This window comes from Streptomyces sp. NPDC005566 (assembly GCF_040605575.1).
Taxonomy (GTDB): Bacteria; Actinomycetota; Actinomycetes; order Streptomycetales; family Streptomycetaceae; genus Streptomyces.
On sequence record NZ_JBEXDB010000011.1, the window covers coordinates 101,125 to 127,265 of the forward strand.

At 69.0% G+C, this 26,141-nt stretch carries 20 protein-coding genes and 1 tRNA gene; 9 read left to right on the top strand and 12 right to left on the bottom strand.

The genetic code is table 11. The features are described 5' to 3' along the window. Positions 1-10: 10 nt before the first annotated feature. Positions 11-583, bottom strand: a complete 573-nt coding sequence (locus ABZS61_RS19080; RefSeq protein WP_356422088.1) for an acetate uptake transporter — start codon at positions 581-583, stop codon at positions 11-13. Between the two features lie 224 nt (positions 584-807). After that, entirely contained in the window at positions 808-1,329 is a 522-nt protein-coding gene (locus tag ABZS61_RS19085) for a universal stress protein (protein WP_356422091.1), read from the bottom strand. A gap of 820 nt (positions 1,330-2,149) precedes the next feature. Here ABZS61_RS19085 and ABZS61_RS19090 point away from each other — a divergent pair. The 3 genes from ABZS61_RS19090 (at position 2,150) to ABZS61_RS19100 (ending at position 4,193) form a co-directional block, all read left to right on the top strand. Next, entirely contained in the window at positions 2,150-3,382 is a 1,233-nt protein-coding gene (locus ABZS61_RS19090) for a helix-turn-helix domain-containing protein (RefSeq protein ID WP_356422094.1), read from the top strand. A gap of 9 nt (positions 3,383-3,391) precedes the next feature. Next, complete coding sequence (gene orn / locus ABZS61_RS19095; RefSeq protein ID WP_356422097.1) at positions 3,392-3,997, top strand: oligoribonuclease; 606 nt, start codon at positions 3,392-3,394, stop codon at positions 3,995-3,997. A 123-nt stretch (positions 3,998-4,120) separates the two neighbouring features. Beyond that, positions 4,121-4,193 (top strand) — tRNA-His (locus ABZS61_RS19100). Between the two features lie 304 nt (positions 4,194-4,497). On the opposite strand, the gene ABZS61_RS19105 is transcribed toward ABZS61_RS19100, so the two are convergent. Beyond that, on the bottom strand, positions 4,498-5,169 hold the full coding sequence (locus tag ABZS61_RS19105) for a response regulator transcription factor (protein ID WP_356422100.1): 672 nt from the start codon (positions 5,167-5,169) through the stop codon (positions 4,498-4,500). Beyond that, positions 5,144-6,319 carry a sensor histidine kinase gene (locus ABZS61_RS19110; RefSeq protein WP_356422103.1) on the bottom strand — a complete coding sequence of 392 codons (1,176 nt, stop codon included), beginning with the start codon at positions 6,317-6,319 and terminating at the stop codon, positions 5,144-5,146. The genes ABZS61_RS19105 and ABZS61_RS19110 overlap by 26 nt, the downstream gene beginning before the upstream one ends. A 202-nt stretch (positions 6,320-6,521) precedes the next feature. Between ABZS61_RS19110 and ABZS61_RS19115 the strand changes: the two genes are divergently transcribed. The 5 genes from ABZS61_RS19115 to ABZS61_RS19135 all read left to right on the top strand — a co-directional run bounded on the left by ABZS61_RS19115 (position 6,522) and on the right by ABZS61_RS19135 (position 12,591). Then, on the top strand, positions 6,522-6,734 hold the full coding sequence (locus tag ABZS61_RS19115) for a hypothetical protein (RefSeq protein WP_356422106.1): 213 nt from the start codon (positions 6,522-6,524) through the stop codon (positions 6,732-6,734). Positions 6,735-6,739: 5 nt separating this feature from the next. Continuing rightward, positions 6,740-8,923, top strand: coding sequence for an MMPL family transporter (locus ABZS61_RS19120; RefSeq protein WP_356422108.1), 2,184 nt, complete (start codon positions 6,740-6,742; stop codon positions 8,921-8,923). A 226-nt stretch (positions 8,924-9,149) separates the two neighbouring features. Further along, a complete protein-coding gene (locus ABZS61_RS19125; RefSeq protein WP_356422111.1) occupies positions 9,150-10,298 on the top strand; it encodes a winged helix DNA-binding domain-containing protein in 1,149 nt (382 codons plus the stop codon). Positions 10,299-10,710: 412 nt separating this feature from the next. Further along, on the top strand, positions 10,711-11,766 hold the full coding sequence (locus ABZS61_RS19130; protein ID WP_356422114.1) for a helix-turn-helix domain-containing protein: 1,056 nt from the start codon (positions 10,711-10,713) through the stop codon (positions 11,764-11,766). Between the two features lie 87 nt (positions 11,767-11,853). After that, on the top strand, positions 11,854-12,591 hold the full coding sequence (locus ABZS61_RS19135; protein WP_356422117.1) for a peptidase E: 738 nt from the start codon (positions 11,854-11,856) through the stop codon (positions 12,589-12,591). A 174-nt stretch (positions 12,592-12,765) separates the two neighbouring features. Here the strand turns inward: ABZS61_RS19135 and ABZS61_RS19140 are convergent, their stop codons facing one another. After that, positions 12,766-13,302 (bottom strand): flavoprotein, encoded by a 537-nt coding sequence (locus ABZS61_RS19140; RefSeq protein ID WP_356422120.1) that lies wholly within the window; start codon positions 13,300-13,302, stop codon positions 12,766-12,768. Between the two features lie 131 nt (positions 13,303-13,433). Here ABZS61_RS19140 and ABZS61_RS19145 point away from each other — a divergent pair, with 131 nt between their 5' ends. Further along, entirely contained in the window at positions 13,434-14,618 is a 1,185-nt protein-coding gene (locus ABZS61_RS19145; RefSeq protein WP_356422122.1) for a helix-turn-helix transcriptional regulator, read from the top strand. A 566-nt stretch (positions 14,619-15,184) separates the two neighbouring features. On the opposite strand, the gene ABZS61_RS19150 is transcribed toward ABZS61_RS19145, so the two are convergent. The 7 genes from ABZS61_RS19150 to ABZS61_RS19180 all read right to left on the bottom strand — a co-directional run bounded on the left by ABZS61_RS19150 (position 15,185) and on the right by ABZS61_RS19180 (position 25,907). Beyond that, on the bottom strand, positions 15,185-17,215 hold the full coding sequence (locus tag ABZS61_RS19150; RefSeq protein ID WP_356422125.1) for a TerD family protein: 2,031 nt from the start codon (positions 17,213-17,215) through the stop codon (positions 15,185-15,187). Between the two features lie 178 nt (positions 17,216-17,393). Further along, positions 17,394-18,437 carry a LacI family DNA-binding transcriptional regulator gene (locus tag ABZS61_RS19155; RefSeq protein ID WP_356422128.1) on the bottom strand — a complete coding sequence of 348 codons (1,044 nt, stop codon included), beginning with the start codon at positions 18,435-18,437 and terminating at the stop codon, positions 17,394-17,396. Positions 18,438-18,653: 216 nt separating this feature from the next. After that, positions 18,654-20,117 (bottom strand): GH1 family beta-glucosidase, encoded by a 1,464-nt coding sequence (locus tag ABZS61_RS19160; protein WP_356422131.1) that lies wholly within the window; start codon positions 20,115-20,117, stop codon positions 18,654-18,656. A 124-nt stretch (positions 20,118-20,241) separates the two neighbouring features. Further along, a complete protein-coding gene (locus tag ABZS61_RS19165) occupies positions 20,242-21,162 on the bottom strand; it encodes a carbohydrate ABC transporter permease (RefSeq protein WP_356422134.1) in 921 nt (306 codons plus the stop codon). A gap of 15 nt (positions 21,163-21,177) precedes the next feature. Then, positions 21,178-22,176, bottom strand: a complete 999-nt coding sequence (locus ABZS61_RS19170; protein ID WP_356422137.1) for a sugar ABC transporter permease — start codon at positions 22,174-22,176, stop codon at positions 21,178-21,180. Positions 22,177-22,346: 170 nt separating this feature from the next. Next, positions 22,347-23,669, bottom strand: coding sequence for an extracellular solute-binding protein (locus tag ABZS61_RS19175; protein ID WP_356422140.1), 1,323 nt, complete (start codon positions 23,667-23,669; stop codon positions 22,347-22,349). A gap of 753 nt (positions 23,670-24,422) precedes the next feature. Beyond that, a complete protein-coding gene (locus tag ABZS61_RS19180; protein ID WP_356422143.1) occupies positions 24,423-25,907 on the bottom strand; it encodes a cellulose binding domain-containing protein in 1,485 nt (494 codons plus the stop codon). Between the last annotated feature and the right edge of the window lie 234 nt (positions 25,908-26,141).

Genomic DNA, 26,141 nt, shown 5'->3' on the forward strand with positions numbered 1-26,141 from the left:
CGCCCGGCTGCTAGCCGGTGGCCGTCACACCCCGGCCTGCAGCGCGCTTGGGTACCGCGGTCGGCCACTTGGCCAGCGCCGCCGTCGCCCCGTACCAGGCGGCGAGCCCGGCCACGGCGGCCACCCAGCCGCCGACCTTGCCGAGCCCGTCGCTGCCGGCGAACTGCCCGACGCCCAGGAGCAGCAGCCCCAGGAAGAGCAGCCCGTACGTCCCCTGGGTGAGCAGGCCCGCACCGGCCGCCCCCAGGGTCAGGCTCAGCGCGAAGAGGGCCCAGAGCAGCAGGAAGAGTCCTGCCGCATCGTCCGAGACCGACGAACCGGCACCGGTGCCCCAGGTGAACCAGAAGGCGCCGAGACCGGCGAAGGCCGTACCGGCGAAGGTGTTGCCCGCGCGGAACTCCAGGAGTCCCGCGACGAACAGCGCGATGCCGCCGACGTAGAGCGCGAGCGACACGGCGTCGGCCGCGGTGACACCGTCGATGACTCCGGTGTGACCGATGCCGAACGCCAACAGAGTGAGACCCAGGGCGAGATGGCCGAGGGTGGTGGTACTGGCACTTCCCGCAGAGACGTCGTTGTCCACGGCGGGCTCCCTTCAACTGCCGTGCTGCTGCTACCTGATGCAGTACAGATACCCTTCACAAGCGCACAATCCACCTGCGCGCACGAGTGGATTCGCCGCGGACAACGGGAGATTGACGCTCAGTCAGGGACCAGCTCGCGGAGCGCATCGGGGAGAAGTACGGCACCTCGGCCACCCAGGGAGCGGGGCAGTGCCGGGGGCCCCAGGAGGGTGCGCCTCGCGCCTCAGGGGATGACGATGACCGGGCGCTGGGCCCGCCGCGCGAGACGGCCGGCCACCGAGCCGAAGATCCGCCCCACGATGCCGTGCGTGGAGCCGACGACGATCGCGTCGGCCGAGTACTCCCGGCCGACCTCCTCCAGCTCGTGACAGATGTCGCCACCGCGCTCCACGAGCACCCACGGCACCTCGGCGAGGTAGTCCGCGCAGGCCAGCTCGAGCCCGAGGACCTCCGTGCGGTGATCGGGGACGTCGACGAAGACGGGCGGCTCGCAGCCTGCCCAGACCGTGGTCGGCAGCCGGTTGGCGACGTGGACGATGATCAGCCCGGAGCCGAGTCTGTTCGCCATGCCGATGGCGTACGCGAGGGCTCGTTCGCTCGACGTGGAGCCGTCAAAACCGACCACGACTCCATGCCGGAAGGCTGGATCGCAGGATGGGCGCGACTCTGCGACCGTCTGCGGGTCCGACCGTGGGTCGGCTACCTGCTTGCGGTCTGCGGGTTCAGGGATTTCGTGACCGGCCATCGGTGTCTCGGCGAAGAGAGTCCTCGTGAGGAGAGAGCGGTTCGGAGGTTCGTTTATGGATGAAGCTGTGTCCGGGAATGAGCTTCCCAACCCCCTACCCCCAAGGGTACGGCGCCACTCCTCCACCGCCCAGAACCTCGCAAAGCGCATGCGGCGATGGAGGGAGCATGCCCGAGCCGGCCCCGTATGGCAATGCCGGTTGTGTCGTACATCCAGCTCGTCCGGCGTGGAGGCGCTCCCACCCGCGCCCCTTCAGGCCGTGACGGCCGGATCGCCCCAGACGGCCGGATGCGGCGCCCACCGCCGCGACCGGGCCGTCACGCCGCGCCACCGAGCGACTCCGCCTCGTCCCCAACCGGGGTCAGCGCGGCCCGCAGAAGCCTCCGGGGCGCACGGAGGCCTCTGATGCACAGGGTGGTGCACCGGTCGCTTGACTGGAATCCGCGCACGCAACCACTACTTTTCAGCCAACTTCACATCGCCCTCACTTTCTTGGCGTTTTGGCCGACCAACCCACGTGCCAGCAGGCAGGAATAGACCGCGCGGTACGCTTTGACCCTACGGGGACGGGCCATGATCGCCATGCGCACTTCCCTGAGGGGCTCGTGAGTGAAACGCTTCGTGATCGAATGCTTCGCGCCAAGTGGCCTTGTCGACATAGTGCCGGTGGGGAAACGTGTCACGTCGGCACCACGGAACGCAGTAGATTCGATCATGAGTGTCGAGGACTGGGGACGTGTGCGAGACCGAGGGGAAACGTGCAGGAGCGACAGGCCCGTAGGGACCAGGGAGACGCGAACACCGAGGGGGGCTTAGCGTCATGAGCCAGGACTCCGCCACCGCAACGGAGGCCGCACGGAAGCTGACCGGGCGGCGACGCCGGGAAGTTGTAGCCGTACTGCTGTTCAGTGGTGGCCCTATCTTCGAGAGCTCGATCCCGCTCTCCGTCTTCGGAATCGACCGGCAGGACGCGGGCGTTCCGCGCTACCGCCTGCTGGTCTGCGGAGGCGAGGAGGGACCGCTGCGCACCACGGGCGGGCTCGAACTCAGCGCGCCGTACGGACTGGAGGCGATCAGCAGGGCAGGCACCGTCGTGGTGCCCGCCTGGCGATCCATCACATCGCCACCACCCGCTGAGGCGTTGGACGCGCTGCGGCGCGCCCACGAGGAGGGCGCACGCATCGTCGGACTGTGCACGGGGGCCTTCGTCCTCGCCGCAGCCGGCCTGTTGGACGGCCGCCCGGCCACCACACACTGGATGTACGCACCGACGCTGGCCAAGCGTTATCCGTCGGTGCACGTCGATCCGCGTGAGCTGTTCGTCGACGACGGAGATGTGCTCACCTCCGCCGGAACGGCGGCCGGAATCGATCTATGCCTTCACATAGTCCGTACCGACCATGGCACAGAAGCAGCCGGGGCCCTGGCCCGCAGGCTCGTCGTACCGCCACGGCGCAGTGGAGGTCAGGAGCGCTACCTCGACAGGTCTTTACCTGAAGAGATCGGCTCCGACCCGCTCGCCGAGGTCGTGGCCTGGGCGCTGGAGCACCTCCACGAGCAGTTCGACGTGGAGACGCTGGCGGCGCGCGCCTACATGAGCAGGCGGACCTTCGACCGCAGGTTCCGTTCGCTCACGGGCAGCGCACCGCTCCAGTGGCTCATCACCCAGCGCGTGCTGCAGGCTCAGCGGCTGCTCGAGACCTCCGACTACTCGGTCGACGAGGTTGCGGGCCGCTGCGGCTTCCGCTCGCCGGTTGCGCTGCGCGGGCACTTCCGCCGCCAGCTGGGCTCCTCCCCCGCCGCGTACCGGGCCGCCTACCGGGCCCGTCGTCCGCAGGGCGGGGCGTTGGAGAGCGTCGCCACGGTGCTGGAGTCGTCCGTGCCCTCCCAGGGCTCGGCGCAGAGCCGGCGGACCGCTGCGGCGGCTTCCCCCGGCCCGTCTCCCGTCACCGCGGTCGCGACCTCCGGCGGTCCTGCGGAGCAGCTGAAACCGGGGCCCGAGTCGTACGTTCCGGGGCGCCCGGCCCTGCCGGGGCAGCGGAGTGCCCCGTAGGGTGGAGCCATGAACGATCGCATGGTGTGGATCGACTGCGAGATGACCGGGCTCTCGTTGACGGACGACGCACTCATCGAGGTGGCCGCACTGGTCACCGACTCGGAACTGAACGTGCTCGGCGAAGGGGTCGACATCGTGATCCGCCCGCCGGACGCGGCCCTGGAGACCATGCCCGAGGTGGTGCGGCAGATGCACACCGCCTCGGGCCTCCTCGACGAGCTCGCCGGGGGCACGACCCTGGCCGACGCCGAGGAACGGGTCCTCGCCTACGTACGTGAACATGTGAAGGAGCCCGGCAAGGCCCCGCTGTGCGGGAATTCGGTCGGCACCGACCGCGGCTTCCTGTCGCGGGACATGCCGTCACTGGAGGGGTACCTCCACTACCGGATCGTCGATGTGTCCTCGGTCAAGGAACTGGCGCGCCGCTGGTACCCGAGGGCGTACTTCAACAGTCCGGACAAGAACGGCAACCACCGGGCACTGGCGGACATCCGTGACTCGATCACGGAGCTCCGCTACTACCGGGACGCGGTCTTCGTCCCGCAGCCCGGCCCGGACTCGGCGCACGCCAAGGAGATCGCGGCGCGCCACGCACTGCCCGCCGGGCAGTAGGAAAACGCCCCTGGTCACGGGCCCTGCGGGGCCCGTGACCCGGTCCGGAAGAACTCGGGCGCGAGCACCCTCCCGGACCCTGTACACTTTTTCTCGGCCGGTCGGAAACGACCGGACGACATGGTGGGTATAGCTCAGCTGGCAGAGCACCTGGTTGTGGTCCAGGATGTCGCGGGTTCAAGTCCCGTTACTCACCCTGATTGATCAAGGGCCGGTCTGTGAAAACAGACCGGCCCTTCTTCATGCCCGATCCCTCACGAGCACTGGCTCCTGCGGAAACACCGGATTCCGCGGCCGGTGGGCAGCGCGCTTGCTCGGTGATCATGCGCAGGGGCCTGCGGACTTCCAATTGGGCAAGGAACGCGTGGGGTGTTCGCGTAGCTCACCCACTTCGCTGCCCGGTGCGAGGCAGATCCACGCGAACACGTCCTCGCGCAGCGGATGCTCGGCAGCGCATGGCAAGCAACCTCAGGGTCTGAGGTTCTGTCGGGGTCGGGGATTCAGTCCGTGAGCCAGCCGGGGCTGACCATGCGGTACTCATAGGCCATGACCACGACCTGCGACCTGTCCCGTGCACCGAGTTTGGCCATGATGCGGCTGACGTGGGTCTTCGCGGTCAGAGGCGAGACCACCAGTCGTGCGGCGATCTCGTCGTTGGTGCATCCGGCGGCGATCAGCTGCATGACTTCGCGTTCGCGGCTGGTCAGCATGTCGAGGCGCTGGTCGGGCTCCAGAGGGTTGTCCGGGCGGTTGGCGAATTCGGCGATGAGCCGGCGGGTGATGGAAGGGCTGATGAGCGCGTCACCTCGCACGGCGACGCGCACCGCGTGCAGGAGTTCCGCCGGTTCGGTGTCCTTGACGAGGAAGCCCGTGGCTCCGGCTCGCAGGGCCCCGTACACGTACTCGTCGAGGTCGAACGTGGTCAGCATGACCACCTTCACCGCCGCCAGGTCCTCGTCGGTGGTGATGCGACGAGCGGCTTCGAGTCCGTCCATGACCGGCATGCGGATATCCATCAGCACCACGTCGGGCCGCAGTTCACGGCAGGCGGCAAGAGCGGCCTGCCCGTCGGCGGCCTCGGTGACCACGTGCAGGTCGTCCTCATCGTCGAGGATGCCGCGGATCCCGGCGCGCACGAGACGCTGGTCATCCGCCAGCAGGATCCTGATCATCAACTGCCCCGCCGATCGGCTCGTGGTGGTCTGGGAACGGTAGCTGGCCCCGGACGAGGAACCCGCCCGCACTGCCGGGCCCGGCGCTCAACGTTCCGCCCAGTGCGCGGGCCCGTTCTGTCATGCCGGTGATCCCGCTTCCGCCCTCGTGCCTGGAGCGGGTCGCACCGCGTCCGTCGTCCTCGACGCTGAGCCTCAGTCCCCGTTCGCCGTGGTGGATCATGACGGCGACGTGCCGGGCGCCGCTGTGCTTGACGGCGTTTGTCAACGACTCCTGGATGATTCGATAGGCGGCGAGGTCCACCGCTGCCGGGAGCGGTGAGGTGGTCCCGCTCTCCTCGATGCGTACGTCGAGACCCCCGCGAGCGGTCGAGGAGACCAGCTCGTCGATCCTGGACAGGCCCGGCGCCGGAGCGGTGGGGGCCTGTTCGTCGACCTGGCGCAGTACCCCGAGGGTGGCTCGGAGTTCCTGGAGGCCCTCCTTGCTGCCCTGCTTGATGGCGGTCAGCGCCTCCTGCGCCTGGGCGGGGTCCTTCTGCATCCGGTGCAGGGCGGACGACGCCTGCACGTGGATCATCGACATGTTGTGGCCGATGACGTCGTGCAGTTCACGGGCGATGCGGAGCCGCTCCTGAGTGGCGCGCAGCCTGGCCTCCTCCTCGGCGTAGGCGACCCGGCCGTGGCGCATCGTTCCCAGCGCCACCACCGCGACGAGCCAGCCGGTCAGCATGAACACCGCTGTGCCGTTCACGTCGCCGGTGCCTGCCAGAACTCCCGCCCCCACCCCGATGACCATCACCGCCGCCATGGCGACCGATGCCTGGGTCCGTCCGCGGGCCGCCAGTGCGTACAGCACGGCGATCGGAACCAGGACCAGCGGACCGTCGACTGTGCTCAGCAGGTAGTAGGCGCCTGTGCCGATCACCGTGAGCCAGCCGACCGCCACCGGATGCCGGCGGTGCAGAGGCAGCGCGACGCACACCGCCACTGCCAAGAGCCAGGAGCCGATCACCGATGTGCTCGCGTTCCAGTCCGATCCCAGTCGCTGTCCCTCGGCCACCCCCACCAGTACCAGCACGACCCCGGCGAGCGCGATGTCGGCACCTGTCCCGGTGGGCAGGCGGAGACGCGTTGTATCGAGGTGCGGCATTGCTTCATTCTGCCTGCGGCACGCCGGGAACCGGAACTGTATGTCCGACTTTGCGCAGCGATTGCGTGCTGGGGAGGTACGCGGCGGCCGTGCCGTACATCTGCTGGTGTACGGCACGGCCGCTGCCTCCTGCTCCTGGTGCAGGCCGGGTGTCAGCCGTGGGCGGACGCCCGCGCCCGGGGTTCCCGAGCAGGATCGAGGCATGTCGTCGTCTCGCGATCCCGCCCGGATCGGTGCTGCCTTCGTCGGCGCACTCGTGGGTGCCGCCGCCGGAATCCTGCTGATCACCGTCGCCGGAACGTTCTCGATCACGGTCAGCGGTGTGTTCGCCGGGCTGACGCTCGGCCTGCCCGCTCTTTCCGGAGGATTTGTGGGCGTGATGACCCAAGGCAACACTCGCTCGAATTCGAGGTAGGCATCATGTCTTCCCCCCGCGGCTCGGCCGCGTCCCTTGTCCCGCCTGCGCCGCAGGGCGGTTCGTCCGCGCCCGTCGGACGGTTCGGTGCCCTGGCAGCTTGGGCGCAGCGTCATCGATGGGCCGCCATCGTGCTCTGGGTGGCCGTGGTGGCTGCCATCGCGCTCGGCTCCACCGCTGCGGGCTCCGCGTATCAGAACGATTTCTCGCTGCCGGGCACCGATTCCCAGGCGGCCACCGACCTGTTCGAGGAACACGGCAGTGACCAGGCGGGCGACAGTATCGAAATCGTCTTCAAGGACACCGCCGGCATCAAGAGCGACAAGGGCGGCATCGAGCCGATGCTGGCCGAGGTGAAGCGGATGGCGGGGGTCGCCGACGTGCGTAGCCCCTTCGCCGACGCCTCGGCCGTGTCGAAGGACGGCACGATCGCCTACGCGTCCGTCACTCTGGACGGCAAGACGGAGGATGTCCCGAAGGAGGACGTCGCCAAGATCATCGATACCGCGCAGGGCGTCGCCACCGAGCACCTCCAGGTCGAAGTGGGCGGCGAGGCCGCGCGCAACGCGGAGGACAAGGCGGGCCCGACTGCCGAACTCGCCGGGATCGTGGCAGCCCTGGTCATCCTGGTGCTGCTGTTCGGCTCGCTGTTGGCGGCATCTCTGCCGCTGATCACCGCCCTGTTCGCGGTCGGCGGTTCCATCGGCCTGATCGCCCTGGCCTCGCACATCTTCACCGTCGCCGACTTCACCCCGCCCATCCTGATGCTCGTCGGCCTCGGCGTCGGCGTCGACTACGCCCTGCTGATCTTCTACCGCTACCGCCATGAACTCCTGGCCGGCAACCAGCCCTCGGAAGCCGGCCGGAAAGCCCTCGACTCCGCCGGCCGGACGGTCTTCTTCGCGGGCTGCACCGTCATCGTCGCCCTCCTGGGCCTGGTCGCCCTCGGACTCGGCTCCCTGCAGGGCATCGCCCTCGCGGTGGCAATCACCGTCCTGATCACGATGGCCGCTTCCCTGGTACTGCTGCCCGCCCTGCTGGCACTGTCCGGCGAACGGATCCAGCGCCATGTCCTCAAGCAGCAGACCGAGGCCACCGGGAAGGGCAGGACCGAGGGCAACCGCTGGCGCGCCATGGCGCGCGCCGTACAGCGACGCCCGATCCCGACCCTCCTGGTCGGCGTGATCGCGCTCCTGGCCCTGTCCGCACCGGCAGTGGGCATGCGCCTCGGCTTCGCCGACTCCGGCAACGACCCCGAGGAGACCACGTCACGCCACGCTTACGGGCTGCTCGCCGAAGGCTTCGGCCCCGGCTTCAACGGACCGCTCATCGTCCTGGTCAAGGGAGATCAAGAAGCCGGTAGGACCGTTCAGGCACAGCTCGCCACCACCGACGGCGTCGCCGAGGCCAGCCCTGCGATGCCTTCCGAGGACGGCGCCCTGTCCACTGTCTTCGTCTACCCGACGACCTCGCCGCAGTCCGAGGAAACCGTGGACCTCGTCCACCGTCTGCGCGACGACGTGGCCCCGCCCCTGGAGCACACCACTGGCGCCCAAGTGCTGGTCGGCGGCGCCACCGCCGCCTCCCAGGACGTCTCCGAAACACTCGCCGACCGCCTGCCCCTGTTCGTCGCCGTCGTCGTGGGCCTCTCCTCGCTGCTGCTCCTGCTGGTCTTCCGATCCATCTGGATTCCCGTCAAGGCCGCCTTCCTGAACCTGCTGTCCATCTCCGCCGCCCTCGGCGTGATCACCCTGGTGTTCCAGCACGGCTGGTTCGGAGCACAGCCGGGGCCCATCGAAGCCTTCATTCCAGCGCTGATCTTTGCGATCGTCTTCGGGCTGTCCATGGACTACGAGGTCTTCCTCATCTCCCGCATCCACGAAGAATGGACGCGCACCAAAAACCCCTCGCAATCCGTACGCGAAGGGCTCGCTTCCACCGGCAGGGTCATCACCGCCGCCGCGGCCATCATGATGTTCGTCTTCGGGGCCTTCGTCCTCAGCGACGACCGCATGCTCGAGCAGTTCGGACTCGGCCTGGCCGTCGCCATCCTCCTCGACGCCGTCGTCATCCGATGCCTCATCGTTCCCGCCGCCATGCAGATGCTCGGCACATGGGCCTGGTGGCTCCCTGCCCCACTGGCCCGGAAACTGCCCAAGGTGTCCATCGAGCGCCCTGAGCAGAACTGACCGCGCTTCGCCACGGCTCGGATCACCGGGGCGACTTCCGCAACCCCTGAAGTCAGCGGCGCGGGTCACGATGCACGCCGTGACCCGCGCACGACTGGAGCCACTCATTCCGTTCACGGGCGACCCGGTGGGAACGCGCCCCTTGCTGCTGCGGAACACGGGCAGCATCGCGGGCCTGTAGTCGGCCGGGGTTCCGCACGGCGTGGCCGAACGAGAGAATCCCGGCATGGCGATCACTGCTCGTGCTCTCAACCGGTCCACACTCGCCCGGCAGTTGCTGCTCGGCCGGGAGTCGCTCGACGTCGTCGACGCGGTGCGCCGGGTCGTCGCCCTGCAGGCTCAGCACCCGGCCTCGCCGTACCTCGCGCTGTGGAACCGGCTCAGCGACTTCGACCCGGCCGGCCTCGAGACCGCTGTGGACGGCTTCCAGGTGGTCAAGTCGACGCTGATGCGGATCACCCTGCACATGGTCCACGCGGAGGACTACCGGGCCTTCCGTGAGGCCATGGAGCCGACGCTGCGCGCCTCCAGGCTCGGCGACGCACGTTTCACGGCCTCCGGGCTCACCCTCGACGACGCCGACGCTCTCGTCCCGGATCTGCTGAAGTACGCCGACCGGCCACGGACCTCCGCCGAGATGAGGGGGTGGCTCGAGGAGCGGGTGGGCGCACCGATGGAGCCGGTGACCTGGCGGATGCTGCGCCAGTACGCGCCACTGTGGCACGCCCCCGTCGGCGGGCCCTGGTCGTTCGGCACCGTGCAGTCGTACGTCGCGGCCGACACGCTGCCGGTGCTGACCGATCCTGACGCTGCCGCCGAGGGCCTGCGGACCCTGATCCGCCGCTACCTGGAGGGCTTCGGGCCGGCTTCGGTGGCGGACATGGCCCAGTTCGCGCTGGTCCAGCGGGCCCGGGTCAGGACGGCGGTGCAGGCGCTCGCCGGCGAGCTCGAGCAGCTGGAGGGCCCCGGCGGAACTGTGCTGTACGACATCCCCGGTGCGCCACGTCCGGCCGAGGACACTCCGGCGCCGCCCAGACTGATGGCGATGTGGGACAGCATCCTGCTGGCGTACGCCGACCGCAGCCGCGTCGTCCCGCCCGCCTACCGCAAGCTCGTGACCCGCGTGAACGGAGACGTGCTGCCCACCCTGCTGGTCGACGGCCACGTCGCCGGAGTCTGGCGTCCCGTGGACGGAGGGATCGAGGCCACCGCCTTCCACCCCCTCCCCGGCCCCGTCTGGCAGGGGCTGGCCGCGGAGGCACGGTCGCTCAGGGCGCTTCTCGCCGACCGCGATCCCAGGGTCTACAGCCGCTACGACCACTGGTGGACCAAGGGACTACCGGCCGCCGAAACACGTCTGCTGACCGGCGACTGAGCCGACGCCGCCCCGCGTCGAAAGTACGGTGCGGTGCGGTTCGGTGCGGTCCGCGCCGGTCCGGACAGCAAGTCGACGAACCGCCGTTCCGGCAGGGACCGGTCTCGTCCGGAGACCACTTCACCGGGTCGCGGAAACCCGCGACCCGGTTGCCCGCGACCCGGTTGCCCGCGACCCGGTAACCCGCGACGTAAAAAGCTTTAAAGAATCGGGGAAAGAAACCCACCCCACCCAAACCCGACCCACCCCGGGCCGTCGTCACTCACAAGGGTGACTTATGGCAACTCAGCTGGATTTGAGGTGGGTTGGTCGGCATATGCTCGCCGCGACAACCACAGACATGCGACGGCCCCCGAACGGGACAGCGAATCCCGATCGAGGGCCTGACCACCGAGGAAGAGATAGCTTCCCGATGGATACTCAGCAGATTACCGCGCCCCCGTGCGCCCCGACCTCCGCATCCGGGGGCGGCACACCGTCATCCGGCGTCATCCACGTCAACGTCCGGCACACCGCCGGTTTCACGGTCGTCGGCAACCACCTCAGCCAGCACCGCGGCCTCTCACTCGTCGCCATCGGGCTTGCCGTACACATCCAGTCGCTGCCCGCCGGAGCCGGAATCGGCATCAAGGTCCTTGTAAGCCGCTTCCCGGACAGCGAGTCCCGCATCGCCGCCGCCCTGCGCGAGCTCGAAGCCACCGGCTACCTCCACCGGAGCCGTGTACGCCTCCCCAGCGGCCGCATCACGACCCGCACGGTCTCGTACAACCGGCCGGACGCCGGAGCGTCCACCCCCGCCACGCACGCACCGCAGACCAGGCCCAGGCCAGGCACCCCGGCCCCGCAGCCCGCGCCGCCGCCGGCCGTACCCGTCCCGGCCCCCGCACCGCCGCTGGCGCGCACCTCGGCTCCCGTGCCCGCACCGCATACCGTCCTAGCTGTGGCAGCACCACATCCAGTGCCTGCCGCGCCCGCACCGCATGCCGCTCCTGCCGTGGCCGCACCGCAGCCCGCACCCGTCCTCGTACCGGCGCCCACCGCACGGCGGACACCGCCACCGCCGCTCCCCCAGCCGCGGACGCCCACCCCGGAACTGCACCGGGCAGCAGGGGCACTCCTCGCCGACCTCCGCCGGTACGCACCCCAACTCGTCCTCTCCGAGGGCGATATCGACGCTCTCGCTCCGGGGGTCACCGCCTGGCTGGAACGCGATGCCCACCCCGACACCGTCCGCCACGCGCTCACCGCCGACCTGCCGGTCCCCCTGAAACATCCTGCGAGGCTTCTCCGGCACCGGATCACCACGCTCCTCCCGCCGCCGCTGCCCGGAGCCCAGGACCTTTCCCCTGCTCGCCGCGGCGTCATCGTGATCCCGCTCCAGAACTGCGACCGCTGCGACCGCGCCTTCCGGGCGCGGGAACCGGGCCACTGCCGCGACTGCCGCACCGACTCGGCCCGGGCCGCCTGACTATTCGATTGCGTCGGGAGCGCGCGGCCCGGCATTGTTCGCGGACAATTTCCTGTGCGTGCAGGCCCACCCCTCAAGGAGGCCACTGTGGCCATCGCTCCCGTGCGTCGTGTGGCGCTGCTCGGCGGAGGCTTCTCGGACGACGAGGACGGGCTGCTGGACGGCTGGGTGCTCGCCCACGCGCGTACGCTCCGGCCCAGGGTGTGCTTCTTGCCCACGGCGAGCGGGGACGCACCCGCCTACGTCGAGAAGTTCCGTGCCGCATTCGAGTCGCGCACCGACTGCGAGCCCTCTGTACTGCCGTTGTTCCGGAGGGAGTTCGACGACGCCGCCTTGCGCTCGTACCTGCTCGCCCAGGATGTCGTGTACGTGGGTGGCGGCAACACCGCGAACCTGCTCGCCGTCTGGCGCACGCACGGCGTCGATCAGCTTTTGCGGGAGGCCTACAACCGCGGGACGCTGCTGTGCGGGATCAGTGCGGGCGCCAACTGCTGGGCGGAAGGCTCGCATACCGATTCCTTCGGCCCGCTCACCTTCCTGCCGGACGGCTTGGGCCTGCTGCCCGGCTCGGTGTGCCCGCACTACACCACCGAGCCGGGCCGCTGCCCCTCCTACCGGGCAGCCGTGGCGAGCGGGAAGCTTCCGCCGGGATGGGCGGTGGACGACGGCGTGGGAGCCCTCTTCACGGACGGTGTCCTCGTGGAGGCGGTGACCCGCACTCGCGTTGCACAGCTGTACCGGGTGGAGCCCGACGGACACGGCGGGGCCGACGAGCACGCACTCCCGTGCCGCCCGCTCGGCACCTCTCCCGTCAACCCGGGTTGATGCCCTGAGGGCCCTGGCCGATCGGGCACCTGCCCACCTACGTGAGACGGGCCACAGCGCACTGCGCACCGCATGGGAGCGCGGCTCCCGGGCAGGCGACTCAACGGTCCTGCCGCGCTTTCCCCCGACGCGGCAGGGCCGCCCCGTTCACCCCGGGCTCCGCCCGATCTTCGGTCAGCCGTTCAGGATCCCGCCCACGGCGTCCAGTGCCAGGGGCCACGGAAATCCCTCGGGCCGCCGCTCTCCCGGCTGATTCGGCACAAAGCCTCCCTCCCCGTACAGCACCGTCACACCGGCCATTCGCAGGGTGTCCACCGACCGGTCGAACTGAGGGTGCTGAACGTAGGCGGCGTTCACACACGGCATTGTCACGATGGGGATGCCCTTTCCGATGCCCTCGGCGACCACTCCGACCACGAAGTCCGACGTGAGGCCGAGTGCCCACTGATTGACGGTGTTGAAGGTGGCCGGCGCGAAGAGAATCGCATCGGCCTGCGGCCAGACGTCGGGCTCCCCGGGCGACTTGTACTGCGATCTCACCGGGTGACCCGTCAACCGTTCCAGCTCCGTCACCTGTGTTCCCACCCACCGCATGGCCGTGGGAGTCAGTCCCAGGCACACCCCCCATCCCCGTGCCTGCCCTTCCTCCACGATCGCGGCCATCTCGAGGACGGGCGGGGCAGCGGAGCCGAACAGGTAAAGAGTCTTCATGCACCCATCTCATCCATCGGCGACACAGCATGCAACTGTCCCCGCAGCGAGGGAATCAACGGGCAATGCCAGGACCAGCGCGCAGCTGCCTGGGTAATTTCCTGACAGAAGACGTCAGGAACGGAGTCCACATGCCCGGACCGATCGATGACCGCGCCGGTTCCCGCATCAGGGAGCAGAGGAAACTCGCCCGCCTGACGCAGAGGGAGCTCGCGGCCAGGCTCCCGTACTCCTACAGCCTCCTCAACCAGGTCGAGTGCGGCGCCAAGCCCGCACACCCGGACTTCGTTGCGGCAGTGGCACAGACGCTGCGGGTCGATGTCACCGTGCTCACCGGGCAGCCCTACGTGACCGAGCTTCAGCAGGACCGCCTGTCCGAGCTCGTACGTCCCATCCGCGAAGCCCTCGACCTGTACGACCTGGGCGCCGACGACGCGATTCCTGACAAGCCCACCATCGAGCTGGTCGCTGCTGCCGAGCGGCTCTGCGCCCTCGTCCGGGGCGCGCACCTGCGGAACGCGGCCCGCATGCTCCCCGCCACCATCACGGAGTTGACCACGGCGGCCTGGCGCACCGAGTCGACACAGCTCTGGCGAGCGCTTGCCTCCGCATACCGGAGCGCGCACGACATCTCGGTGAAACTCGGCTACTACGACCTGTCGAGCGTCGCTCTCGATCGGATGGACTGGGCCGCTCATCGCGCTTCCGATCCGTGCCTCTCCGCGATCCGCCAGTACATGCGCGCGCTGGTCTACTTCCGCGAGGGGGAGTACCTCATCGGTCAGCGACTCATCTCTGCCGGCCACCACCTTGTGGCCGACGCAGAACGGACCCGGGAGGCTGTGGTCGTCACCGGGCAACTGCACCTGGGAGCCTCCGTCATCGCAGCTCGCGCCCGGCAGCAGAGCACCGTCGACGTGCACATCGAGGAGGCGAAACGCTGTGCGGAACGCTCCGGCGACGCTTCGGAGATCCACTGGCTCAGTTTCGGACCCACAAACGTAGCTCTCCACCGCATGTCGGCAGCGGTGGAAATGCGGCACTACGACAAGGCATTGGCACAGGCCCTGCATATCAGCCTCCCCCCGGCTCTCGCTCCATCGCGGCGAGCGCACTTCCTCCTGGACAGGGCTCGTTCGGAAATGGAGACGGGCCGGCTGCAGGCGGCACTGGGAAGCATCGTCGAGGCAAGGCGAACGGCACCGGAACAGACCCGGTACCACCCCGGCGCCCGGGAAACCATCGCGGGGCTGGTGCACCTCTCCCGGCGGACCTCGGACACTCTCGGCCACATGTCGGCCTGGATCGGCCTGTAGCTGCCCTGGCGGCTCCCGGTCCGCGCACCCGACGCTCACCGAACTGTGAGCGTTCATGCCCTTCGTACCCGGCACGGTGGTCTCGTATCTGATCGCCGACGAACCGGGAATGCCATGGCCTTGAGACAACTGCCGTCAGTAGGTTCACTGACGGATCAACAACTGCGCGGCTGGTCCTGCGTCTGGTGCGGCACCGGCCTGACCGTAGGAACCGGGATCAGGCTGGGCGACCGACGCCATCGGCCGGAGCGCGGAGCCGCGTACTGGTGGTTCCCTCAGGCCTGCGCCGAGGCCGCAGAGTGCGCGAGGCGCGAGTGCCGGCCTGCGGATCCCGGATACCGTGCTCTGCTCGACCACACCCTGAACTGCGTCACCTGTCGGACCGGTGGGCGGTGTGGGTCAGCCTCCGAGCTACGGCTGGCCTGGCAGGAGGCGCGGCAGTGACCCGGTGCCCCGGAGGGGACCACGATTTTCCGGACGAGGACAGCATCGGGGCACACTGCCCGCAGCATGGGATCACACTGCTCCGGCGGAGTGCCCCGACAGCCGCACCTGTCGTATGCGAATCAGCCGGAGGCCACCGGCTCGCCGCTCCCGCGGCGGCGTCCCCCGCGCGTCTCCAGTTGCGCGATCACGGTGGCATGGAACCGGTCGACCGCCTCGTCGACACTGCGGATGAAGCCTGACTCCGCGTTGCCGCGGCTGCTCCCCATGCCCTTGAACAGGGAGAGGCGAAAGCCGCTGATGTCCGCGCCGTCCTTCGGCAGTATGTCGGCGGGCTCGGGGCGCAGCCGCTCCAGCGTCCCTCGTGGGCCTGTCCCGTCGCCGCCTTCGAGGAGTGTTTCGATATGCAGGTCCGCTGGAGCGGCGGCAAGCTGGCGAATGAGCCGCTTCGCCCGGCTGAGCGGATAGCCCTGTTCGGACGCCGCCACCTCGATCGAGGTGCGGAGCTTGCCCGTTCGCAGATCCGCGGTGATGGCAAGGACGCCGGGTGTTCCGTCGATACGCAGTTCGGCGTGGAGCCGTCCCTGGGAACAGAGCTGGTCGGCCAGATCCGCACGGCGTGCGCGCGGGTCGACTCCGCGTTTGGCTCTCTGCACGGGCAGTACCTTCTGCCCGAGCTCCCCGCCGAGCCTCAGGCAGACCTGCCGGATCAGCCGTTCCCAGTTCTCGATGACTTCCATGGCTCGCGGGTCGCCCTGGCAAAGGGTTTCGTCGTCGATTCCCTTGCGAACCGGTACCCATGCGGCGCCCATGTTCTGGAACCCGTGGCAGCCCGAGTGCTCGTGCTGGAGGTAGTGCAGGAGTTCCTGGAGCAGCCACGCGTGGGCGGCATTGTCCACTCCCTCGTGACGGATCAGCATCTGCGCCTGGTGGGCGACTTCGGCCCAGGACAGGTGCCAGAGGGCGACCTTGTGCTTGCGCCTGCCGTCGATCCTCACGTCGACGAGAGGGCTGCCTTCGAGTGCCACGTCGTTGGACAGGGTGATGACGGCCTCGTAGCCACGCCGGGCTGCGATGTCCATGTAGGCCTGCACCTGGTCCGGCTTGAGCGCGTTGCCGTTCGTCTTCGTCTCGACAAGGGCCGTCCACAGTTTGCCCGCCCGTTCGACACGGATGACTCCGTCCGGCCGCCGGGGCGAATCACCGTGCGGCAGCGCCACCTCGGTGAACGTCTCCATTCGTCCTGCGGGAGCTCCGAACCCTGCGGTGAGACGTCGGCCGAACTCCGGTACCTGAGCCATCACGGACAGCAGTACTGAGGTGGCTCGCGTCTCCCGTTCCCGGTCGCTCTTGAGAACCGAGAGCGGAAAGAGCCTTGCTGTTCTCCAGGATTCGTTGTCGGCGAGCGACTTCTTCGCCGTCCTGGGAAGCGTCACCTTCTTCTTGGCGGTGCGCGGGCGGGGACGCGGTTTCGGCCCGTCCGGCACCTTCTTCTCGGCGCTCACGGGGACCACGATGGCCGGTTCCGGGATCCGCGGCGGGGGGACGGCCGACGCCTGACCTCCGGCCTGCCGACCGGGCTCCTCCTCCGCGCCTTCCTCCCCGGCGTCGTCGTCGATGTCGACTCCGAAGTCCGTCGCCAGCCCGGCCAGCCCGGATTCGTAGCCCTGCCCGACAGCCCGGAACTTCCACTCTCCGGAGCGCCGGTAGAGCTCACCGAAGATGAAGGCACTCACCGCACCGGCGTCCTCGATGGAGAACTGGACCAGGCCGTCACCGGAGCTGTCCGCGAGGGTCAGATGGAGGTCGTTGAGATCCCCGAAGCGGGATCCGCCGTAGCGGCTCGCGGCCACGACGATCTGCTCGACCTCGGGCGGTACCGCGTCGAGATCGAAACTGATGCGGTCCTCGTTGCCGTCGGCGGTGGGAGTCTTGCCGAGCAGCTGCACGCTTCCGTTGCCCGCGATCGGGTTGTTGTAGAAGCAGAAGTCCACGTCGCTGCGGACCTTGCCGTTGCCGTCGAGCAGAAGCACGGAGACATCCGCGTCCCCCTCCCCGGTGGAGCTGCTCCAGCCCAGACTCATCACCACGGCACTGACGTCGTCGCTCAGTGCGGCCAGTCCTACGTTGGCGCCCTTGACCAAATCCTGCATGCGGCCCCCCAATGCCTGCCGGGCCAGAACGCACGCGCGGCAGCTCGCTGTGTGACGTTGTGTGGTGCGTCACACATTCGCCGTACACGGGGAACCCTAGCGGCCGGATGAGAGGTTCAAGGAGAAGTTGTGAAAGTTCCGACGCCCCCGCGAGCGGCGACCCGGCGCCCCCGGCGGATCAGGACGACTCCCGTACCACCAGCTCCGTCGGCAGCACGATCCTCGGCCGTTCCTCCGTGCGCTCCTCCGTGCGGTTCGCGATCTCCTGGAGCAGGACCCGGGTCATCGTGCGGCCCATCTCCTCGATCGGCTGGCGCACGCTCGTCAGCGGGGGGTCCATGTGGCGGGCCACGGCCGAGTCGTCGAAGCCGATCAGGGCCACGTCGTCCGGGATCCGGCGGCCGGACTCGCGCAGGACCTGGCGGGCGCCCGCCGCCATCACGTCGGAGGCGGCGAAGACCGCGTCGACGTCGGGGCGGCGGTCCAGCAGCTCCCGCATGGCGCGGGCGCCGCCCTCCTCGGTGAAGTCGGCGGGGGCGATGAGCCGTTCGTCGGGGTCGAGGCCCGCGGCGGCGATGGCCTTGCGGTAGCCGTCGAGGCGGCGTTGCGCGCCGTACACGTCGAGGCGTCCGGTGATCGTGGCGATGGCGGTGCGGCCTCGCGATATGAAGTGGTCGACCGCCGCGCGTGCGCCCTCGAAGTTGTCGGAGTCGACCGAGGGCAGCGGCTCCGCCGCGTGCCTGCGGCCGCTGATCACGGAGGGCATGCCGAGCTGTTCGAGGAGCTCCGGCAGCGGGTCGTCGGCGTGGACGGCGATCAGCAGGACGCCGTCGACCCGGTGGGCGGTCAGGTACTGGGCCAGCCGGCGGCGCTCACGGTCGTTGCCCGCCAGGGTCAGCAGCAGCTGCATCTCCGTGTCGGCGAGGGCCTCCCCCACCCCTCGTACGATGTCGGAGAAGTACGGCTCGGCGAAGAACCGGGTCTCGGACTCGGGTACGACCAGGGCGATGGCGTCCGTCCGGTTCCCGGCGAGCGCTCTGGCAGCCCGGTTGGGTACGTAACCCAGCTCGGCGACGGCCGCCTCGACCGCCTCCTTGGTCTGCGCACTGACCCGCGGCGAGCCGTTGATGACGCGTGAGGCCGTGCCCCGCCCCACTCCGGCCCGTGCCGCTACTTCTTCGAGCGTGGGCCGCCCGCCACTCCGTACTCGCGCTGCCGCCATGGCTGCCTCCCGTTCGCGGTCAATTTCTCACAGCCGGATAGCCAAACCAAGTCCCGCTGTCCGATCCCTTGACACTGACCCGGACCGACCGGCCCTTCGGCAGCGCCACAGTTCTTGGGAGCGCTCCCAAGCCTACGGGGTCACTGTGACGAACGTGTAAGGCGGGCACAAAGAAGCGAGACCCGGCGCTCGGCCGGGTCTCGCTGTTCATGCAGGTCAGACAGTTCCGTCGGCCGGGGGCAGGCCGTGGCGGCGGATCACGTCGGAGTACCAGTGGGCACTCGCCTTGGGAATGCGGCGCTGCGAGGCGTAGTCGACGTACACGGCACCGAAGCGCTTCGAATAGCCGTACGCCCACTCGAAGTTGTCCATCAGCGACCAGAGGAAGTAGCCGCCGACGTCCGCTCCGTCGGCGATCGCCCGCTGTACGGCGTCGAGGTGGCCGTGCAGGTACGCGATCCGCGCGGGGTCCTCGACCTTGCCCTCGGGCGAGACGTAGTCGTCGAACGCGGCGCCGTTCTCCGTGACCATCAGCGGGAGGCCGGGGTGCTCGCGGTGGGTGTCCATCAGGAGGTTGTAGAGCCCGTCGGGGTCGATCGACCAGTCCATCGCGGTGCGCTCCTTCCCCTCGGCGAGGTGGAAGGCGACGCCTTCGGAACCGGGCCACGGGGAGTGGTCGCTGGCCCCGTGGGCGTCGCTGCGCGCGTAGTCGGCCCCTTGCACCGGAGTGGAGACCAGGGTCGGCGTGTAGTAGTTGATGCCGAGGGCGTCGACCGGGCGGGAAATGGTGGCGAGGTCGCCGTCCTGGACCAGCTTCGACCAGTCCACCAGGTGCGAGGTGTCGGCGATCAGGTCCTCGGGGTACTCGCCGCGCAGCATCGGGCCGGTGAAGACGCGGTTGCCCACCGCGTCGATCCGGCGGGCGGCGTCGGCGTCGGCCGCGCTGTCGGTCAGCGGACGGACCTGGTGCAGGTTGAGGGTGACCGAGGTCTGCGCAGCAGCGGGGAGTTGGGCGCGCAGAACCTCGATCGCCCGGCCATGGGCGAGATTGAGGTGATGGGCCGCCTGCAGTGCGGCTGCGGGCTCGGTACGGCCGGGGGCGTGCACACCGGATCCGTAGCCGAGGAAGGCCGAGCACCACGGCTCGTTGAGGGTGGTCCACAGGCCGACGCGGTCACCGAGGGCGCCGGAGACGATGGCGGCGTAGTCGGCGAAGCGCTCGGCGGTGGCGCGCTCGGGCCAGCCGCCGGCGTCCTCGAGCTCCTGGGGGAGGTCCCAGTGGTAGAGGGTGGCGACGGGCGCGATGCCGGCGTCCAGCAGCTCGTCGACAAGCTTGCGGTAGAAGTCCAGGCCGCGCTCGACGGCGGGGCCGCGGCCGGTGGGCTGGACCCGGGACCAGGAGACCGAGAAGCGGTACGCCTTGAGCCCGAGCTGCTTCATCAGCGCCACGTCGTCGCGGTAGCGGTGGTAGTGGTCGGCGGCGATGTCGCCGGTGTCGCCGTTGTGGACCTTGCCGGGGGTGCGGCTGAAGGTGTCCCAGATGGACGGCGTGCGGCCGCCCTCGGCGGCGGCACCCTCGACCTGGTAGGACGCGGTCGCCGCGCCCCACATGAAGCCCGTGGGGAAGTTCGTTGCCTCGGGCGCCTGCTTCGGGGTGATGTCGGGTCGTACTGCAGTCATGCGGGAGCGCTCCCAAGAATGGCCGAACAGGGACAGGGATGAGGGGGCCGAGGGCCCGTACGGCCTGTGGTCAGGTACAGGCCGTACGGGACGACCGAGAGTGGAGCGGGGCAGGGCCGGGAGGTCAGCCCTTGACGGCGCCGGACATGATGCCCCCGACGATCTGCTTGCCGAAGATCACGAAGACGACGAGCAGGGGCAGGGTGCTGATCAGCGCACCCGCCATGACGATGCTCTGGTCGGGGACGTAGGACGCGCTCAGCTCACCGAGTGCGACCTGGAGGGTGGGGTTCTCCGCGTTCAGTGCCAGGTACGGCCAGAAGAAGTCGTTCCAGGCCTGTACGAAGGTGAGCATGCCGAGAACCATCATGGCCGGTCGGGCGACCGGGAGCACGATGCTCCACACGATGCGGATGTTGTTGGCCCCGTCGACCCTGCCCGCTTCGATGAGCTCGTACGGCAGTGCCTCGATCAGGTACTGACGCATGAAGAACACGCCGAACGCGCTCACCAGGGTCGGGAAGATCACCGACTCCAGCTGACCGCCCCAGCCGATGTCGGCCATCATCATGAACAGGGGTACGACGCTGAGCTGCGGGGGGATCGTCAGCGTGGCGATGACCATCGTCATCAGCGCGCCACGGCCCTTGAAGCGCATCTTGGCGAAGGCGTAGCCGGCCAGGGTGCAGAAGAACAGCGTCGCGAGGGTGATGCTGCTGGACACGATGAAGGTGTTCAGGATGGCCTTGCCGAGGCTGGCCTGCTCCCAGGCCGCCTCGAGGTTGCTGAACAGGTTCCCGCCGGGGATGAGCGGCGGGGTCGTGGCGAGCACCTCCTCCTGCGTGCGGGACGCGGCGACGAGTGTCCAGTACAGCGGGAAGAGCGAGCCGAGGCCGACGACGGCCAGGGCGAAGTAGGCGAAGGGTCCGGCATGGTGCTGACGGCCCGCGCCGGGCTTGAAACGGCGATGGCGCGGAGGTTCGCTGCGGGGCGGTGACGTGGTGACGCGGCGGTCCGGAGCGGTGATGGGGCTGGTGGTGGTCATGGTTATCGCTCCCCGTCAGGCCGCGGTCTTGCGCATGACGCGCCCGACGAGCCAGTTGATCGCGGCAATGAGCAGCAGCAGGACGAGCATGGCCCAGGCGACTGCGGCGGCCGGACCGAGGTGCCCGAGATTCCAGCCGTAGTTGTAGAGGTAGATGCTGAGCGTCTCGTACTGGTTCTCCGTGCCGCCCTGCGCTCCGATGGGACCGGCTTCGAGAAGCAGGGGTTCACCGAACAGCTGCATCGAGCCGATGGTCGAGATGACGATGGTGAAGAGGATCGTCGGCCTCAGCGAGGGGATCGTCACGTTGCGGAACTGCTGCCAGCGCGAGGCTCCGTCGAGCGAGGCCGCCTCGTACAGGTCGGACGGGATGGCCTGCATCGCTGCGAGGTAGATCAGCGTGTTGTAGCCCGTCCAGCGCCAGATCACGATGATCGCGATGGCGATGTTGGACGTCCAGTGACCGTTGACCCAGTTCGTCTCGCCGATGCCGAAGAACCCGAGCACCCAGTTCAACAGGCCGCCGTCCGCCCGGAACACCAGGGCGAAGACCAGGGCCGCGGACGCCACCGAGGTGGCGTACGGGGTGAGGATCACGGTGCGCCAGAAGGTGCTGGCGCGCAGTTTGTAGTTCAGCAGATGGGCCAGGCCCAGCGCGATCATCAGCTGCGGGACGGTCGAGATGACGCCGATGACGAAGGTGTTCGTGACCGCGGTCCAGAACTCGGCTTCCTGCAGGATGGTGGTGAAGTTCTCCCAGCCGACCCATTCCATCTGGTCGAGACCGGTCATCTCCACCCGGTGCAGGGCGATCCAGCCGGTGTACAGGAGCGGGTAGAGCCCGAAGGCTCCGAAGATGAGGAAGAAGGGCGCGATGTACGCGTAGGGCGATGCCTTGTCGTCGAATCGCCACAACCGGCTGCGCCACGCCTGGCGGCTCGGGGTCATGGGCTTGGGAGCGCGGCGGCTGGGCCGGGATCCGTGTGCGCCCCGGGTGGGGGTCGAGGTTGCCACAGGTGGGAGTCCTTCCCTGGGGTGTGCCGACACCGCAGGGGCAGGCCGGACCTCTGGTCAGGTCCGGCGGAGGTGTCGGAATCGGTGCGCGGTGCCGGCGGTACGACCGGCACCGGTGCGGACCGGCCGGGACGCGCGGTGGGCGTCCCGGCGGTCCGCACCGGCGGGGGTCAGCCGATCACCTTGTCGATCGCCTCGGTGGCGGCGTCCCAGGCCTTGTCGGGGCTGGTGCCGCGCTGCTCCATGTTGTTGATCTGGGTGGAGATGGTGTCCTTGATGATGCCGTCCTTCGGGCCGAGCACGGCGGCCGGGATGATCTCCGACTCCTCCGCGTAGAGCTCACCGATGGGGGCGTTGTTGAAGTACTCGAGCTTGGCGTTCTTCACGTCGGGGAGCTGGTGCGCGCCCTTGTTCGACGGGAAGACACCGACTGCCTTGAAGACGGCGGCCTGCTGCTCGGGAGCGGTCAGCCACTTGACGAGCTCGCCGGCCTCCTTGACGTGCTTGCCCTTCGCGGGCACGGAGAGGAACGAGCCGCCCCAGTTGGCCGCGGTGTCGCCCGGGGTGCGGGCGATGTCCCACTTGCCCTTGTGCGCGTCACCGGAGTACGTGGAGATCTGCGCGGCCATCCATGCCGGGCAGGCCATCGTGGCGATGCTGCCCTTGCGCAGGGCGGTCTGCCACGGGACACCGAACTGGGCCAGACCCTGGGTCAGTCCCTTGTCGACGGCCTCGGCCGCGAGGTCCCAGCCCTTCTTGACGCCGGCGCTCTCCTTGTAGATCGCCTTGCCGTCCTTGGCGTAGTACTGCTCCGAGGAGGAGCTCACGACGCCGTTGTACATGGCGCTGGCGGAGTCCATGAAGTACGTGCCCTTGGGGGCCTTCTTCTTGTACTCCTCACCGAGCTTGAGGTAGTCCTCCCACCCGCCGGCGTACTTCGCGGCGACCTCGGCGCGCTCGACCGGGAGACCGGCCTTCTCGAACAGGTCGCGGCGGTAGCAGATCGACATCGGGCCGATGTCGGTGCCTGCGCCTATGACCTTGCCCTCGTCGGTGCTGGCCTGCAGCGCCTTCCAGGTGACCCACTGGCTGGGGTCGATCACCTTGGAGAGGTCGGTGAACGCGTCCGCCTTGGTGTCGACGAGCTCCTTCACGCGGCCGACCTCGATGCCCTGCACGTCGGCGAGGCCGCTGCCGGTGTTGAGCTGCTGAAGGAACTTGGGGTAGTAGACCTTCTCCTCGGCCGTGACGTTTTCCTTGACCGTGATGTTCGGGTTGAGCTCGTGGTACTTCTCGAAGAGCCCCGCCTCCTTGTAGCCGAACTGGCCGAAGTCGGCGACGGTCAGGGTGATCTTGCCGTTGGCGTCGGCTCCTTCGGAGTCCGAGTCGGAATCGCCGCAGCCGGTGAGCAGCAGGGCGGTGGCCGTGAGGCCCGTGGTGGCCATGACGAGGGTTCTGCGGCTTCGACCTGCGACAGTGCGGGTGATGCGCATTCCACTACTCCTTGTTCCAGGGTGGGACTGGCGTTCAATCTGCTCGGCATACGCACCGGTGGGTGCGGGTGCCATCGGTACAGGGATGACATGGGCGGTGCCGTCCCCGTACGAGCGAAAACCTCGTTCGATATGGGAGCGCTCCCATGCGCTGATGCCGGAAGATTGCTGCCTCAAGGGGGTGGGTGTCAAGAGTTGAAGACGCTTCCGTTGCCCGAGTGTGTCCTGCAAGTCACGCGACCGTGTCCGGTAGAGGGCTTGCGTTAACCTGCGCGTCCTGCATGCGCAGTACGACGGGTCATGAATGTCCGCAGGTCAGAGGGGTATTACTCGTGAGGAGCGCACTCCGCCGCCGGAAAGGGCCGCGTGCGGAGCGGATTTCGGGACGGCGCTCCCGGAGGCACCTGCGCCATCGCTCGGTCCGGGAACGCCCGCCGGAAGATGAACGGGATCGCCCGCGCTGGGGTCGTCCTGGGGGCCGACAGCCGATTTCGCGTTCTTTCCCCGAACTCCGTGCACAGGGCAGGTGATTCCGCTTGGCCGTGGGAGCGCGTCGGCCCGACAGATCCGGGCCCAGGGTTCGACGGGTGGTGCACATGTGACCGCCGGACGGGCAGGAGCCCGTCCGGCGGTCACGTACGTCCTGGGGGGCGCGCAGGCCACATGGGGGGGGGCGCACCCCGGCCGGGTGTGGGGGGTCGTGGGGCCGGCCGGGATGCGCGCGGGGGGTGGCGGTCTGCGGGGAGCGGAGGGCTACTTGAAGGCGCCGAACGCCTTCGTGAACGCCAGCGGCTCCTGGAGGATCGAACTGCAGGACGCGTCCGCCGTCGGCTTCGTGCCGCCGGCGCACTCCTTGTCACGGGTGCCGGACCACATCGCGAGCCGGCCGATGCCCTTGTCCTGGGCGAACTTCACCAGCTGCGTGGCGTCGTCGACCTTGAAGATCTCGGTGGCGACGTCGTTCACACCGATCATCGGGGTGACCGCGACAGCCTCCCAGGCAGCCGCGTCGGACAGCCCGAGCACGCCCTTGATCTGGGCCTGCGTGGCGGTGGCCGCCTGGGTCGCGTAGTCGCCCATGTCGCCGCTGTACGAGGCCCCGTAGTCCATCGCCATGATGTTGACCGCGTCGACCCGCACGCCGTTCTTCTTCGCGTCGGCGATGAGGTCCACACCCGGCTGGGTCAGGCCTTCGGGCATCACCGGCAGGGTGTACGAGACGTCCAGGCCTGGGTGCGTCTTCTGGAGCTGGGCGATGGCCTGAGAGCGGCGGGAGTTGGCCGCGGTGTCGGGCAGCGCACCGCCCTCGATGTCGAAGTCGACCTTGGTGAGCCCGTACGTGTCGATGACCTTGCCGTACGCGGCGGCGAGGTCGCCGGCCGAGGAGCAGTGCAGGGCCAGTTCGGCGCCCGCCGCACCGCCGAAGGAGACCCGGACGTCGCCGCCCTTCGCCCGCAGCGCGTCGATCTGGCCGGCCACCTTGTCGTCGCCGAGGCCGGTCACCCCGCCCCAGAGCGGGGCACAGCTGCCGCCGGAGGTGATGAAGGCGAGGTTGAACTCCTTCACACCGGTCTTCCCGACGGTGTCCAGCAGGTCGTACGACGGGTAGAGCGAGGTGTCGATGTACGGGGCGAACCCGGCTCCCGCGACCGTGCCGCCCTCGTCACCGCCGCCGGACGTCTCGGAGGGCGTCGGTGAGGCCGTCGCCGGCTCCGTGGGGGTGGGTGTGGCGGTGGCGGTGGGCGTCGGTGCGGGGCTCGCGGTCTCCGTGGGGCGTCCGCTGGGCTGCGGTGTGGCGCCGGTGTCGACGGAACACGTGGCGTCGTTGATGAGGCAGCCGACCGGATCGGCAGCCGCGCCGGACGAGGCGGTGACGAAGCCGACCGTCACCGACGCACCGGGGGCGAGGTCCTTGTTCCAGCTCGCGGGCTTCACCGTGACGTGGTTCCCGCTGACGGTGTGCTCGCCGTTCCAGAGCGAGTCGATCTTCGTACCCACGGGAAGGTCGAACTCGAGCGTCCACCCCGCCTGGGCCTTGTCGGTGTCGTTCGTGACGACGTACTGCCCGGTGTATCCGCCGGTCCAGCCGCTCGTCCTGGTGTAGGTGGCACCGACCGCCGCGGCCTGCGCCGTGCCGGTGAGTGCGAAGACCGTGCCACCGATGACTGCGGCGGCGACGACGGCGCCGACGGCCTTGGTGCGGGTGCTCGTCGTACGGCGGTGCGTGCTGGTGCCCATCGCGTTCCTGCCTCTGTCCTGCGGGGGGTGGTGTGTGCGTCTGCACGCTAGCCGCCCCGAACCGGGCAAAAGCCGCTTCATGGACCTGAGTTGATGTTCTTAGGGTTGGCTTAAGGAGCGCATCGGTGCTGGTTAAGACCGGACGACGCACGGGGGTGGAAGAAGGCGCGGGGCTGGGGGCGTGCAGCTGCGAGGCGGAGGACCGAGGCAGTGGCACGGGTCTCCCCTGTTCGA

What these genes read in the sequence shown, in the direction of transcription:
- ABZS61_RS19085 (WP_356422091.1), bottom strand. Translation starts at nt 1,329, where the DNA reads ATGGCCGGTCACGAAATCCCTGAACCCGCAGACCGCAAGCAGGTAGCC.
- ABZS61_RS19090 (WP_356422094.1), top strand. Translation starts at nt 2,150, where the DNA reads ATGAGCCAGGACTCCGCCACCGCAACGGAGGCCGCACGGAAGCTGACC.
- orn (WP_356422097.1), top strand. Translation starts at nt 3,392, where the DNA reads ATGAACGATCGCATGGTGTGGATCGACTGCGAGATGACCGGGCTCTCG.
- ABZS61_RS19105 (WP_356422100.1), bottom strand. Translation starts at nt 5,169, where the DNA reads ATGATCAGGATCCTGCTGGCGGATGACCAGCGTCTCGTGCGCGCCGGG.
- ABZS61_RS19110 (WP_356422103.1), bottom strand. Translation starts at nt 6,319, where the DNA reads ATGCCGCACCTCGATACAACGCGTCTCCGCCTGCCCACCGGGACAGGT.
- ABZS61_RS19115 (WP_356422106.1), top strand. Translation starts at nt 6,522, where the DNA reads ATGTCGTCGTCTCGCGATCCCGCCCGGATCGGTGCTGCCTTCGTCGGC.
- ABZS61_RS19120 (WP_356422108.1), top strand. Translation starts at nt 6,740, where the DNA reads ATGTCTTCCCCCCGCGGCTCGGCCGCGTCCCTTGTCCCGCCTGCGCCG.
- ABZS61_RS19125 (WP_356422111.1), top strand. Translation starts at nt 9,150, where the DNA reads ATGGCGATCACTGCTCGTGCTCTCAACCGGTCCACACTCGCCCGGCAG.
- ABZS61_RS19130 (WP_356422114.1), top strand. Translation starts at nt 10,711, where the DNA reads ATGGATACTCAGCAGATTACCGCGCCCCCGTGCGCCCCGACCTCCGCA.
- ABZS61_RS19140 (WP_356422120.1), bottom strand. Translation starts at nt 13,302, where the DNA reads ATGAAGACTCTTTACCTGTTCGGCTCCGCTGCCCCGCCCGTCCTCGAG.
- ABZS61_RS19145 (WP_356422122.1), top strand. Translation starts at nt 13,434, where the DNA reads ATGCCCGGACCGATCGATGACCGCGCCGGTTCCCGCATCAGGGAGCAG.
- ABZS61_RS19150 (WP_356422125.1), bottom strand. Translation starts at nt 17,215, where the DNA reads ATGCAGGATTTGGTCAAGGGCGCCAACGTAGGACTGGCCGCACTGAGC.
- ABZS61_RS19155 (WP_356422128.1), bottom strand. Translation starts at nt 18,437, where the DNA reads ATGGCGGCAGCGCGAGTACGGAGTGGCGGGCGGCCCACGCTCGAAGAA.
- ABZS61_RS19160 (WP_356422131.1), bottom strand. Translation starts at nt 20,117, where the DNA reads ATGACTGCAGTACGACCCGACATCACCCCGAAGCAGGCGCCCGAGGCA.
- ABZS61_RS19165 (WP_356422134.1), bottom strand. Translation starts at nt 21,162, where the DNA reads ATGACCACCACCAGCCCCATCACCGCTCCGGACCGCCGCGTCACCACG.
- ABZS61_RS19175 (WP_356422140.1), bottom strand. Translation starts at nt 23,669, where the DNA reads ATGCGCATCACCCGCACTGTCGCAGGTCGAAGCCGCAGAACCCTCGTC.
- ABZS61_RS19180 (WP_356422143.1), bottom strand. Translation starts at nt 25,907, where the DNA reads ATGGGCACCAGCACGCACCGCCGTACGACGAGCACCCGCACCAAGGCC.